This is a genomic window from Streptosporangium canum, assembly GCF_900113865.1.
In the GTDB taxonomy this organism is placed as follows: Bacteria; Actinomycetota; Actinomycetes; order Streptosporangiales; family Streptosporangiaceae; genus Streptosporangium; species Streptosporangium canum.
The window spans coordinates 136,263-149,086 of the sequence record NZ_FOQY01000002.1; the positions used below are offsets into that span (position 1 = coordinate 136,263).

The following is a 12,824-nucleotide window of genomic DNA, read 5'->3' on the forward strand; positions in this document are numbered from 1 at the left end:
GGGACGGGGCTCAGCCGAGCCGTACGGTGACCGTCTTCGAGCTGCCGCCCCGGTCCGACAGCCGCCCGAAGGCCAGCGTGAGCTTCGCGCCGGTCGTGGCGCCCGCCAGGAGCGGGTGCCCACGGAGCACCTCGGTCACCGGCCGGTCCCAGGTCACGGTCAGCCCGTCCAGGTCGCGCCGCGGGTCCGACACGGTCAGCGTGGCCGTGCCGTCGCCGCGCTCCCTGACGAGGACCGCGCACGGGGCGGAGGCGGTCAGGCCGCCGGCGGCTCCGTCGTTCCAGAAGTTCACGGCGGTGATCCCGAGCGACGGGACCCGGACACCCTGCTGGCGGGCGGTGTTGGCGAGCACGCGCGCCCAGCCGGGGTCGGCGGCGCGGGCCCGGGTCCGCGCCAGGCTCGCACCCGGCAGGAGCAGGTAGACGTAACCGGCCGAGCCGGGGTCGACGCCGTGGTCGAGCCAGAGGGTCACATAGCTCCGGGTGACCGGTTCCGGGCCGCCGGTGCGTTCCTCGCGCAGCGTGCGCAGGCGGGCGCAGGGCACGACGTAGCCGCCGTGCCCCTCCAGGTGTGCCCAGCCCGCCCTGTTGTCCACGGTGAGGAACGCGTCGGTTCTGCGGTTGTCCACGACGGTCTCGACCGGGACGCCGTCCTCACTGGTGATCGCGGCGCCCAGGCAGACCACCGCGTCGTCGAAGAAGAACCACGACTTGAAAGCCTCCATCGTGCTCTCGAAGCCGTTCAGATGCTGGCCGACCGTCGCGTACGTGCCGTCGGTCGCGCCGCCCACCCAGCGGCCCGGCGGGCAGGTGTCGCCCCACTCCTCGCCGGCGCCGTCGGCCAGCCGCCGGGTGGAGACGGTCGTGCCCGGTAGGCGGTAGGGGTCGACGGTGGCCCAGAAGGAGTCGGAGTACTGGTCGCCGTGGCCCTCGCCCCACCAGTAGAGCATTCCCGAGCCGGTGTGCCAGCCCCGGAGGTTCTCGCCGTTGCCGTGCTCGTAGTGGCCGATCCGGTGGGAGGCCATGCTGAGCCCCGCGCACCAGCCCGGCCTGCGATGGACGGCGCGGGCGCTCATCGCCGGCAGCCGGTGCCCGGTGGGCTCGTCCGCCGCGGGGATCGCGTCGTCGTCCAGGACCGCGGCGAGGCGGGCGTGGAACCCCAGATCGCTCCGCTCGGCCGCGCCGAGCATGGGCCGGCAGGTGTCCCGCAGCGCCCACCCCTTCACCATGCCCTGCCAGCGGGCCCGCTCGGCGGCGGAGGCCGCGTCCCCCAGCAGCAGGATCGAGGAGGCGATCCCGTGGCCTCTCCTGTGGTCACCGTACGGCTCCCTGCCGATCCCGCGGCCGCTGACGAGGTCCATGCAGAAGCCGTCGTGGACGAACGGCGCGAACGACCTCTCGACGGCGTCGAAGACGATCTGCCGGCCCGGGTCGGTGACCTCCCACCGCGAGCCGCGCAGCACCGCGAACAGCGTCGCGAGACCGGACAGCATCACCGCCCCGTACCCGCCCTGGTAGGGGACGGAGGTGTGCTGGACGAACGAGCCGTCCCGGTAGATCCCGTCTCCCTCGGAGACGTAGGGGAAGACCGGGGAGAGGGCCGAGGCGGCCAGCGCGGCCTTCGCCGGGTCGGACCCGAGGATGGCGCGCAGCAGCGTCACCGTGCACAGGTCCACCCGGTTGGCCCCGGTGCTGGTGCCGCTGTAGTCGTTCAGGCGGCACTCGGGGAGGAAATGGTCCACCGCCTCCCCCAGCGCCCGGCTCTGCCGGTCCGCCAGGTGCGGGCCGATCAGCACGGCCGCGTCGAGGAGCCTTCTGGGGGTGCCGATCTGCCAGTTCCACCAGTTGCCGGCCGGGTCCGCGCCCGCGGCGTACACCCGCCGCCGGTAGTGGTCGACGCCGGCGGCGACGGCCGCGGCCAGGTCCGCGTCACCGGTCAGGCCGGTCCCCGGCAGGGCGTACGCGCGGGCCATGGTCCGCAGCCGCGCCGGGGTGGCGGTGAAGGAGGGGAACGCCAGATCGGGCCAGAGCGACGCGCCGGCGGGCGCCATGGTGTCCCGGTATCCGGCCGCCGCCGTCCCCAGCTCCGCGAGCCGGGTCCGGTACGGTTCGGCCGCAGCGTCGAATCCCGACCCCGCCGTCACGTCCCGCCATCGGCGGCGCAGCAGGGCGAAGGGATCGTCCTGCGCGTGCGCGGAATGCGGCCGGATCAGCGTTCCAACCGTGGCGACCCCGCTGAGCTGCAGAAATAATCGCCTGGAATATCCGTTCACGCGTAGATTTTCGGGTGGAAATCGCCGCGGCCCCGGATGCCACGCCGTACCGCCTGGCGTTGCCGTTCCGGAGGCGGACCGGGAGGGCGGCACCTTCCTCCGGGACTCAGGGAAGGCAGCCGACGTGCGCGAGGGCCTGCTTCAGCAGGACGCCGTGGCCGCCGGTCATCTCCTGCTGCACCAGCGGCGACGCGGCCTCCTGTGGGGTGAACCAGACCAGGTCGAGGGCGTCTTGCCGGGGCCGGCAGTCACCCGCGACCGGGACGACGTAGGCGAGGGACACCGCGTGCTGCCGGGGATCGTGGTACGGGGTGACGCCCTGCGTCGGGAAGTATTCGGCGATGGTGAACGGCTGCGGGGAGGCCGGCACGTGGGGCAGCGCCACCGGGCCGAGGTCCTTCTCCAGATGGCGCATGAGCGCGTCACGGACACGCTCATGGTGGAGCACGCGACCGGAGACGAGGGCGCGGCTGACCGTCCCGGCCGATCCGATGCGCAGCAACAGGCCGACATGCGTGACCGCTCCCGTGTCGTCGACTCGCACCGGAACGGCGTCGACGTACAGGATCGGCATCCGCGCGCGCGTCGACTCCAGCTCTTCGGGGGAAAGCCAGCCGGGCTTGGCTTCGGTCATTTCGGTCATTGACCGATCGTACTTCGCGGCCGGCTCCGGAGATGCGATGACTCTCCGGAGCCGCGGCGACCGGCGCTACCGGGTCCGGGACGCCCGCCCGCGGATGAGAGCCGTCGCCATTTCACCGGGTTTGGTAATAGCCGATTATGTCCGGCCGCTCTGCGGCCGGAGGCGGTTTCGGGGCAACGGGTCCATACGTGGGTGTGCTGTTTCGGGGTCACGGGTCCGTACGTGGGTGCGGTGGTAATGCCTCCGGCTCCGCCGAGAATGGCCGGCCGGAATGCGCGGGCCCGCTTCATGCTCCAGATGGTCGGCCTTTCCGCAGGTGGCCGTCGTTCGGGCGGCGAAGGAGTCGTCGGGGTGGGGGCATGGTCCGCCGGAATTGCGGAGTAGCCCGGCCATTTCGACGGCCGCGAAATTCGGAAGAAACATCGCGGTCCATCGCCTTATGTTGTGAGCGTTTGACGATCTTGTCAAGGCTGTCCCTATACGGAATATAGGGCTACAGTTCTGATCGCTTAAACCACGTTTCGCGAGGTTGTTGTCGTGCCTTTGAGGAGATGGCCATGACGCAAGACCACACCGTGCAGGTCCCATCCGAGACGCCCGGCCGCGCAGGGGCGCAGGTCGCGCCGGTGGCCACGTCCATCTTCGTCAACGGGCGGTTCCCCCGCAGACGCGGACTGATCATCCTGGTCAGTGCTCTGGTGGGCTTCCTGCTGACCATCGTCTGGTCGGCCGAGTTCGTCGATCAGACGATCGGCGACAACGTCGCCAACACGCTGCTCGGGCACGACGCGAAGGAGACGCCGATCGCCGGTATCGCCGCCGGTATCGCGTTCGCCTTCGTCAGCGGGCTCGCCGGCTCGTTCACGGCCTGCAACATCGCCGCGTTCGGCGCGGTGGCCCCCATGCTGGGCAACGTCGGCAGCCGGTGGGGCCGTCTGGCCCACGCGCTGAAGCCGCTGGGCCGGCTGTCGATCGGCATGATCACCGTGTCGGCCGTCTACGGCGCGATCGTCGGGTTCGTGGGCACGAGCATGCCGCAGTTCTCCACCGCGCAGAACACGCCCGGAACGCTCTCGCCGCGAGGCATCCAGTCGATGGTGGTCTATGGCGTGATCGGGCTGGTGATGCTCTACCTGGGGCTGGCCGCGCTCGGCGTGGTGCGTGACCCGTTCGCCCGTATCTCCCGGCGCTTCCCCAACGCGCCGATGGTGTTCATGGGCGCGTTGATCGGCGGGTTCCTGATCGGGCGGCCGTTCGCCCTGTTCAGGCAGATGTTCCGGGACGCGGCCGAGAGCGGCAACCCCCTGTACGGCGCGGCGGCCTTTGTCCTGCAGTCGCTCGGCAACATCGTCATCATGACGGTGCTGTTCCTGATCCTGTCGTTCGTCGCGGGCAGCCGGCTGCAGCGGTGGCTGACGGCCAAGCCGAGCCGGATCGCGGTCCTGACGGCATCGTCCCTGATCGTCGCCGGGGTGTTCACCTTCCTGTACTGGGACGTGCGGATGCTCGCCCGGCGAGAGATCATCCCGTGGTACCCGACGGCACCGTGGTCGTGACCCGCGTCCGCGCCACGGTCCCGGCCCGGTCACGCCGCGGAGGGCCGCGCGCGGGTGAGGAGTGGTTTGCCGCAGGCAGGCGGAGCCGTCATGCGGTGTACGGCCGAGCACCACGCGGCCGAGCGCGCCCAGGGTGACACCACGACCCTGCGCCGCGACTCCGCCGCGATGGTCCGTGACCAGGTCGGCCCGGCCCTGGCGGCCGGCGTCGACCCGGCCTCGCCGCAGGCCGGTCCGATCGTCGCGGCGGTCACGGCCCAGTACGCGCACGTCTTCGGCTGTCCTGACGACGCCGGTCTCCGGGACCGGCTGCTGACCCGGCTGGAGACCGCGAACGACCCCCGCAGGGATCAGTACCTCCAACTGCTCGCAGTGATCAACGGCTGGCCGGCCCCGGGGAGCCTGGCGCCGGTGTTCGACTGGTTCATCCAGGCCCTGCGTGCCCAGGCGACCGCCCGCGAGGCCGTCCGGCGCGGCTGATCTGATCCGCTCGCGGCGGTGACGTGTCGACAAGCGCCGGTGCCGGGCCGAGGGCGAAGGCTTGCGTGCTGTCGGATTTCGACCGGTGTGAGATCGGCTCGGAGCCGGCCCGACGGCCCGGGGCCGGTCCCTCATCGCGAGGCGGACGCAACGGTGAGGTTACGGGCGCTGTCATGCCCCGCGCGCCGGACCTCTCAGGCCGGGGATGAGCACCGCCGCGACGACCAGGTGCATGCCGGCCAGCGTCACCGTGCTCGCGGTGCCGACGGCGCCGCCGAGCGGCCCGGCCAGCGACAGCACGAGCACCACGACCGCGATGACCGTCCAGGTCCGCCCCGGCCGTTTCAGGATCCGTTCCAGCGAGGCGAGCAGCGCCCAGCCTGCCAGCCCGGCGAGCAGGCTCGCCACGACGACCGCACCCGGCCCGACGGGCTGGACCCCTCCGTCGATCCGGACGGTCAGGTCGATTCCGGCCACCGGCCCGGCCAGCGCCCAGAGGGCGAGGGCCGCGGCCGTCGCGCCGGCCACCGTCAGCGCCCGCCGGGCGGCGCTGCCGCCGGCGCGCCCCGGTACGGCACGGGTGGGAGTGGTCTGACTGGACACGAGTTTCCCCTTTCGAAGCACGGGGCGGGCCGTCCCGCGAGCCATCCGCCGATGGTCGCCGCGGCCGGTCCCCGTCTGGTTCACGTCCACCAGCCTCCCCGTCGCGGTGCGGTCGCCGCATCGGGCGCGCGGCGGCGGCGAGTCCGACCGCGGGAGGGCCGGACACCTACTTTGGTAGGTGTCGGCGCCGTGGCACCCGGAGTTACCCTTGGCCCGTGAACGGCGACATCTACTGCGACGCGGAGGCGGGATCCACGCGCCGGCGCGCCCTCGGGACCGGGATACCCGCCGTGGCCGCCGTGCTCGTCGGGATGGGCGCCCTGGCCGCGCTGACGATCTGGGGCCTGTCCGACGGGCGTCCGACGGGGGAGTCGCCGGCGCTTGACATCGCGGCCGGGGTGCTGGGATGCGTCCTGTCGCCGGTCCTGCTGTGGCGGCCGGCCATCGGCGCGCTGGGGCTCACGTTGCTGGCGACGCTGTCGCCGGCGGCCACCCCGGCGGCCACGCTGGGCGCTCTGCTGGTCGCCCAGCGGCGCGATTTCCCGGTCGCGGTCGCGGTGGCCGCGGCGGGGATCGCGGCCCACGCGGTGCAGGGCATGTGGCGGCCGAACGGGGGGATCTCCTTCGGCTGGTGGCTGGTCCTGATCACCGTCGGGTACGGCGCGCTGGTCGGCTGGGGCGCGCTGGCCCGGGCGCGCCACGCGCTCATCGCCTCGCTGCGCGAACGCGCCCGCCGCGCCGAGGCCGAGCAGGGCCGGCGGGTGGCCGAGGGCCGGATGCTCGAGCGGACCCGGATCGCCCGGGAGATGCACGACGTGCTGGCCCATCGGCTGTCCCTGCTGGCCACATACGCGGGTGCGCTGGAGTACCGCCCGGACTCCCCGCCCGAGCAGCTCTCCCGCGCCGCCGGCGTGGTCCGCGCCGGAGCGCACCAGGCGCTCGACGAGCTCCGGGACGTGATCAACCTGCTGCGCGACGAGGACACGGCCGAGGGTCACGATCCCGGCGGGCGGCCGCAGCCCGTACTGGCCGACCTTCCCCGGCTGGTCGACGAGTCCCGCGACGCCGGAGGGCGGGTGCACCTGCGCGACGGTGTGGTCGACCCGGACGCCCTGCCCGCCGCCGCCGGCCGGACCGCCTACCGCGTCGTGCAGGAGGGGCTGACCAACGCCCGCAAGCACGCCACGGGCCGGCCGGTCCAGGTGAGGCTGGAGGGCCGGCCCGGCGCCCGGCTCGTGATCGACATCCGCAACCCGCTGCCGGAGGACGGAGCCGCCACGTCGAGCACCCCCGGCACCGGCACCGGCCTGGTCGGGCTCACCGAGCGGGTGCAACTCGCCGGCGGGCGGCTCGACCACGAGGTGACCGCCGGCGAGTTCCGCCTGCGCGCCTGGCTGCCATGGCCGGCGTGAGCCGCCCGCTGCGCGTCCTCGTCGTGGACGACGACGCCCTCGTCCGCGCCGGGCTGTCCATGATGCTCGACGGGATCCACGGCATCGCCGTGGTGGGCGAGGCCGCCGACGGCGACGAGGTGCCCGCGGCCGCTGACGCCTACGCCCCCGATGTCGTGCTCATGGACCTTCGGATGCCGCGTGTGGACGGCATCACCGCCACCCGCAGGCTACGGAGCCGCCGGCACCCGCCCGAGGTCATCGTGCTGACCACCTTCGACGCCGACGAGAACATCCTGCACGCGCTGCGCGCCGGCGCCGCCGGCTTCCTGCTCAAGGACACCCCGCCCGCGCAGATCGTCGAAGCGGTCCGCCGGGTCGCCGCCGGAGACCCGGTGCTGTCCCCCCGGATCACCCGCCGGCTGATGGATCGCGCCGCCGTCCAGGCCGGGGCCTACCAGCGGGCCCGCGCCGCACTGGCCACCCTCAGCCCTCGCGAGCACGAGGTGGTTCTCGCCGTGGCCCGGGGACGGACCAACGCCGAGATCGCCGAGGAGCTCTCCATGAAAGTGACCACGGTCAAGGCCCACGTCTCCCACATCCTCGGCAAGCTCGAACTCGACAACCGGACCCAGATCGCCCTGCTCGCCCACGACGCCGGGCTCGCCTGACGCGGGGCGGGCTCTGATCCACAATGTGTCGGTGGCGACTGTCGTGGCGGGGGCCGGCCCGCCCCTTCCTCATGACCGCGGGAGAACTTCTTCCCAACCGGCCGCTCAGGCGGCCTCTCCGACCCTCTCGGCATGTCACACGCCTAACGGTCGAGAGCGGCCTGTTCACACGCGTGGTCCCGGGAGCCGCCGTCGTCGATCGGGGCGACCGCGCCGGAGGTGACGAACCGGCGGCCGAAGGAGCGCCAGGCCGCGGCCGTGAGCACGGCCATCACCACCGCCGACGCCCAGAAGGGGCCGGTGATGCCGGTCCAGCCGGCGATGGGCCCGCCGACCAGGGCTCCCAGCGCGGAGCCGCCGACGGCGAACATCATGTACACGCTCTGCACGCGGCCCCGCAGTTCGTCGGGCACGGCCCGCTGGCGCAGCGTGACGCTGACCGCGCCGAAGATCGAGCTGTGGACGCCGAAGGCGATCAGGACGGGCCCGGCGACCCACACCGTGGTGGCGAGCGCCAGCCCTACGTGCGTCAGCGTCTCGATGATCAGGCCGGTCCGGAGAAGCAGCGAGTCGGAGAACCGTGCTTGGAGGCGAGGGGCGATCGTCACACCGACCAGCGAGCCCGCCGCGGACGCCGTGATGAGAACGCCGTAGCCGTACTCGTTGAGCCCGAGCCGGTCACGGCTGTAGAGCACGAGGATCGAGAAGCCCGCGATGAGCGTGACGTTCATCAGGCACAGCGCGAGGGAGAGCATCCGGATCGCCGAGTGGTTCCAGAGCCAGCGCATGCCCTCGCCGATGTCGGCGCGTACGGACCGCCGCTCGGCCGGAGCGCTCTGCCGTATCCCGCGCAGGGTGGAGATCAGTACGGCCGCCAGCACGAACGTCGCGGCGTTGATCCCGAACGGCAGCGCCGCAGCCACCACGAACAGGGCGGCGCCCAGCGGCGGCGCGGCGAACTGGTTGACCGCGAAGAAGACGGCGTGCATGCGTGCGTTGGCGCGGGGGAGATCCTCCGACTTCACGACCATCGGGACGAGCGTCCCCGAGGCGTTGTCACCGAGGGTCTCGCACGTGCCGAGCAGGAACCCGGCGGCGTAGATGACCGGGATCGTCGCCGCGTCCCGCCACACCGCCAGCGCCAGCACGCCCACGACCAGGCCGCGGAGCACGTTGACCACCACGATCAGCCGCCGGCGGTCGAGACGATCCACATAGACGCCGCTGACCAGCGAGAACAATACCCAGGGCAGTTGCTGGACGAACACGGCCAGGCCGACCAGCACCGGATCGTCGGTGACCGAGGCGACCAGCAACGGCGCGGCGGCCGCCGCTATGCCGTCGCCGATGTTGGAGACGGTGGTGGCCGCCCACAACGTGTTGAAGTTCCTGCCGAGTCCGGCCACCTTCTGCACTCCTGTCTTTCGGATGTGGAGAAGCATGGCCTGCCGAGACGCGTCGCGGGGTGGTCGGAATGATGAAATACGCAAATCAGCGTAGGCGGCGAGCACCGTGACACCGGGGATCCCGGGCGGGGCCGCCCTGGCCCCGCCAGAACCCGAAGGTCACGTAGGTGGAGTAGGCCTTGACGTAGCAGACCGGGGTCCTGCCCGGGGCCGGGCCCAGGCTCCACACCGTGTGCCCCTACCAGACGGCACCGGTCCCCGGCAGCGCCGCCTCGATGAGCGGCAGGAGCTCGCCGGTGATCTCGCGCTGGGACTCGGGGAGGGAGGCGAGGTAGTCCGGCACGGTGGCGAACTTGGTCATGTCGATGTCCTTGCTGCTGGTGGGAGGGGTTCAGGCGGGCCGGTAGGTCAGGGGTCCCGCACCGGGCCGGTGCGGGGGGCAGGGTGCGGGCGGTCATGCCGTCCGGCGGAGGCGGGCGGCGGTCAGGGAGACCCAGAGCATCGCGGTGATGGCGCCGACGGCCAGGGCCAGGGACCCGGCCGTGCCACCGCTCATCGACCAGCCGTTGCCGGCCAGGAGGGCGGTGCCGGCGACGCGGGAGGCGATGGCGTGGCCGCGGTTCCCGGCGCGGCTGAAGTGGCGGCCCAGGACGTAGCAGGCGGCGATCAGGGCGATGAAGGCGATCGAGCCGGCGGCCATGTGGCCGTAGCTGTGCCAGGTGAGCGTCTCGGGCATCCCGTAGGGGGTGCCGGCGGGGAACCCGTCGGCCGGGTCCATGACGAAGACTCCCGCGGCGATCATGCCGATGCCGTTGACCCGGACCAGCCGTGGCGCCCACCTGCCTCCGGGGGCGCCGTGCAGGGCCCGGCGCAGGCCGGCCGCCCCGGCGATGGTCAGGACGCCGGCGACCATGAAGTTGGTGATCTGCAGCCAGCCGAGGGAGCCGGTGCTCAGCAGGCTCAGCGGGTGGCGGGTCAGGTCGAAGCCCTCGCGGGTGGCGGCCTGGGTCAGCGCCACGACCGCCCACAGGGGCCCCGCGACGGCCGCGCAGGTGAGCAGGGAGCGGGTGGCGGCCGAGGTGCCGGTGGAGGCGGTGGTGGCGGGGATCTGGATGGCGGTCATGGCCGGTGCCTTTCGCGGGTTCGTCTTCTTCGGTTCTCACTCACTCGTCGATTCGGCGATGTGACAGGGAACGCCGCCGTTACCTGTCACATACGTTTGTTCGACGTATGGGCAGAACCCGATGGAGAAGGAGACACGGCGGTGCGATTCCTCATGACGAGCACGAGCGAGCAGGCGGCGGACGAGACGCTCTACATCGAGATGGGCGAGTTCATCGAGGAGCTGACCAAGTCCGGTGTGCTGCTGGCCACCGGCGGGATGGAGCTGGAGGGCAGTCTGATCAGGTCCTCCGGCGGCGAGATCACCGTGATCGACGGCCCCTTCACCGAGGCGAAGGAGGCGGCCGGCGGGTTCGCGCTGATCGAAACCCGGTCGAAGGAGGAGGCGCTGGAGGTCTCCCGCCGCTTTTTCAAGATCTTGGGTGATGGCGAGGGGCGGATCCAGCAGATCTTCGGATGACACTCCGGAGGAGCGCCGCCCCCGGCTTGCACGGGAGCCGGGGCAGTGCTCTCATCGTGCCCATGGTGGCCCGGAACGCCCATGATGCGATCGACGCGGTCTGGAAGTTCGAGTCCGCGAGGATCATCGCCGGGCTCACCAGGATGGTCCGCGACGTCGGCCTTGCCGAGGAGCTCGCGCAGGACGCGCTGGTGGCCGCGCTGGAACAGTGGCCCGGACAGGGTGTCCCGGATAATCCGGGCGCATGGCTCATGACCACCGCCAAACGCCGAGCCATCGATCACATCCGCCGCGGCGAGCGGCTGGAACGCAAGCACGAAGAGATCGCCCACGCGCTGGAACAGCAGAGTCTCGAAGAAGGCGTGGACGACGACGTCCTGCGTCTGATGTTCATCTCCTGCCACCCGGTGCTGCAGGCCGAGGCGAGGGCCGCGCTGACGCTCCGCCTGCTCGGCGGTCTGACCGCCCTGGAGATCGCCCGGGCGTTCCTCGTGTCCGAGCAGGCCGTCGCCCAGCGCATCGCCGGCGCCAAACGCACTCTCGCCGACGAGAGGGTTCCGTTCGAACTGCCTCCCGGGCCGGAACTCGCCGGACGGCTGGCGTCCGTGCTCGAGGTCATCTACCTGATCTTCAACGAGGGCTACTCGGCGACGTCCGGCGACGATCTGATGCGCCCGTCCCTCTGCCTGGAGGCGCTCCGGCTGGGCCGGCTGCTGGCCGAGCTGGCGCCCCGGCAGGCCGAGGTCCACGGCCTGGTCGCGCTGATGGAGATCCAGGCGTCGCGTTCGGCCGCGCGGACCGGCCCCTCGGGCGAGCCCGTCCAGCTGCACGAGCAGAACCGCGGACGCTGGGATCAGCTCCTCATCCGCCGCGGTTTCGCGGCGATGTTGCGGGCGAGGGAGGCCGGCGGCCCGCCCGGCCCGTACGTGCTGCAGGCCGCGATCGCCGTCTCCCACGCGCAGGCGAAGACCGCCCAGGAGACGGACTGGGGGCAGATCGCGGCCCTCTACGGAGCGCTGGTCCGGCTGGTGCCGTCGCCCGTGGTCCAGCTCAACCGTGCCGTGGCGCTGGGGATGGCCCGCGGGCCCCAGGCGGGGCTGGACATCGTCGACACGCTGACCTCCGATCCCGCGCTCAAGAACTACCATCTGCTGTCCGGCGTGCGCGGCGACTTCCTGGCCAGGCTCGGACGGCATGACGAGGCCAGGACGGAGTTCGAGCGCGCGGCCTCGCTCACGCACAACGCCCCCGAACGCGCTTTCCTGCTCAAGCGGGCCGCTACCGGCACAACCCGGGTGGCGGGAGTCACGCTGGGCCAGGCCGCGGAGAGGTTCCTGGCCCGCGAGGATCTGGACGCCGAGACGATCCGCTCCTACGGCCAGACCCTGCGCCGGATGTGCCTGGACCTCGGAGCGGGCACCCCGCTGGCCGAAGTGACCGCAGGGAAGATGTCCACGGTCTTCGCCGTCGTCTGGAACGGGGCGGCCGCCAAGACCTGGAACCGGCACCGCGCGGCCGTCCGCTCCTTCTCCGCCTGGGCGTCCGTCGACGATCTCTCCGCCGGACTGGCCCGAAAGCCGGAGAGCCGCGAGCGCAGACCGTCCATAGGTCCGCCACAGCTCGACGCCCTCTGGGAGCGTCGGGACACGGCACCGCGCGAGAAGACGTTGTGGCGGCTCCTTCACGAGTCGTCGGCCGCCGCCAGAACGGCTCTGTCCCTCAACGTCGAAGATCTCGACCTGGAGAACCGGCGCGGACGCGTCACCACCAAGAACGGGCCGGTCTGGCTGTCCTGGCGGTCCGGCGCCGCCCGCCTGCTGCCCCAACTGGTGGAGGGCCGGACCCGAGGCCCGCTGTTCCTGGCCGACCGGAGACCCGCACCGGCCCGGATGCCCCGACCCGCCGACCTCTGCCCCGACACCGGGCGGGGACGGCTCTCCTACGAACGCGCCGAATATCTCTTCAAACAGGCCACCAGGTCACTCGACCCGTCAGGCGCGGGCTACACTCTCCACCAGCTCGGCCGCTCCGCCCTTGACCGTCGGCGAGATTCTCCGGTGCCCCGCTGACCTGTGGCGGAGGTGGGGAGAGACCGAAAACGGGTCGACAGAAGACGCGCCGGACGATGGTATGAACATCGGCCGGGGACGTCGGGCGGACGGCGGGTGCGGGCCGTATCGGGTCAGCCACCAGACCGGCCCTGACCGGCATGGTTATTCA

12 protein-coding genes are annotated in these 12,824 nt (G+C 72.1%); 6 read left to right on the forward strand and 6 right to left on the reverse strand.

The genetic code is table 11. From position 1 onward, the window contains the following. Positions 1-10: 10 nt before the first annotated feature. Both BM085_RS02900 and BM085_RS02905 read right to left on the reverse strand, forming a co-directional pair. Entirely contained in the window at positions 11-2,272 is a 2,262-nt protein-coding gene (locus tag BM085_RS02900; protein WP_093885474.1) for a polysaccharide lyase 8 family protein, read from the reverse strand. Positions 2,273-2,378: 106 nt separating this feature from the next. Then, the gene (locus tag BM085_RS02905) at positions 2,379-2,915 is read right to left on the reverse strand and encodes an NUDIX hydrolase family protein (RefSeq protein ID WP_197048460.1); all 537 of its coding nucleotides are present in this window, start codon (positions 2,913-2,915) and stop codon (positions 2,379-2,381) included. Between the two features lie 557 nt (positions 2,916-3,472). On the opposite strand from BM085_RS02905, the gene BM085_RS02910 reads away from it, so the two are divergent. Together BM085_RS02910 and BM085_RS02915 are read left to right on the forward strand one after the other, a co-directional pair. After that, entirely contained in the window at positions 3,473-4,471 is a 999-nt protein-coding gene (locus tag BM085_RS02910; RefSeq protein WP_218158577.1) for a hypothetical protein, read from the forward strand. Positions 4,472-4,561: 90 nt separating this feature from the next. Next, a complete protein-coding gene (locus BM085_RS02915) occupies positions 4,562-4,951 on the forward strand; it encodes a hypothetical protein (RefSeq protein WP_177244929.1) in 390 nt (129 codons plus the stop codon). Between the two features lie 171 nt (positions 4,952-5,122). Here the strand turns inward: BM085_RS02915 and BM085_RS02920 are convergent, their stop codons facing one another. Continuing rightward, a complete protein-coding gene (locus BM085_RS02920; RefSeq protein ID WP_218158578.1) occupies positions 5,123-5,554 on the reverse strand; it encodes a DUF6069 family protein in 432 nt (143 codons plus the stop codon). Positions 5,555-5,769: 215 nt separating this feature from the next. Here BM085_RS02920 and BM085_RS02925 point away from each other — a divergent pair, with 215 nt between their 5' ends. Next, the gene (locus BM085_RS02925; RefSeq protein WP_245789083.1) at positions 5,770-6,966 is read left to right on the forward strand and encodes a sensor histidine kinase; all 1,197 of its coding nucleotides are present in this window, start codon (positions 5,770-5,772) and stop codon (positions 6,964-6,966) included. Further along, positions 6,954-7,616, forward strand: coding sequence for a response regulator (locus tag BM085_RS02930; protein ID WP_093885475.1), 663 nt, complete (start codon positions 6,954-6,956; stop codon positions 7,614-7,616). The genes BM085_RS02925 and BM085_RS02930 overlap by 13 nt, the downstream gene beginning before the upstream one ends. A gap of 143 nt (positions 7,617-7,759) precedes the next feature. Here the strand turns inward: BM085_RS02930 and BM085_RS02935 are convergent, their stop codons facing one another. The 3 genes from BM085_RS02935 to BM085_RS02945 form a co-directional block, all read right to left on the reverse strand. Continuing rightward, entirely contained in the window at positions 7,760-9,022 is a 1,263-nt protein-coding gene (locus BM085_RS02935) for an MFS transporter (protein ID WP_245789084.1), read from the reverse strand. Between the two features lie 238 nt (positions 9,023-9,260). After that, a complete protein-coding gene (locus BM085_RS46700; RefSeq protein WP_281249808.1) occupies positions 9,261-9,383 on the reverse strand; it encodes a hypothetical protein in 123 nt (40 codons plus the stop codon). Positions 9,384-9,476: 93 nt separating this feature from the next. Beyond that, on the reverse strand, positions 9,477-10,145 hold the full coding sequence (locus BM085_RS02945; RefSeq protein WP_093885477.1) for a DUF998 domain-containing protein: 669 nt from the start codon (positions 10,143-10,145) through the stop codon (positions 9,477-9,479). A gap of 141 nt (positions 10,146-10,286) precedes the next feature. Between BM085_RS02945 and BM085_RS02950 the strand changes: the two genes are divergently transcribed. Both BM085_RS02950 and BM085_RS02955 read left to right on the forward strand, forming a co-directional pair. Further along, positions 10,287-10,604, forward strand: a complete 318-nt coding sequence (locus BM085_RS02950) for a YciI family protein (protein WP_093885478.1) — start codon at positions 10,287-10,289, stop codon at positions 10,602-10,604. A gap of 62 nt (positions 10,605-10,666) precedes the next feature. Next, the gene (locus tag BM085_RS02955; protein ID WP_093885479.1) at positions 10,667-12,673 is read left to right on the forward strand and encodes an RNA polymerase sigma factor; all 2,007 of its coding nucleotides are present in this window, start codon (positions 10,667-10,669) and stop codon (positions 12,671-12,673) included. The last annotated feature ends 151 nt before the right edge of the window (positions 12,674-12,824 follow it).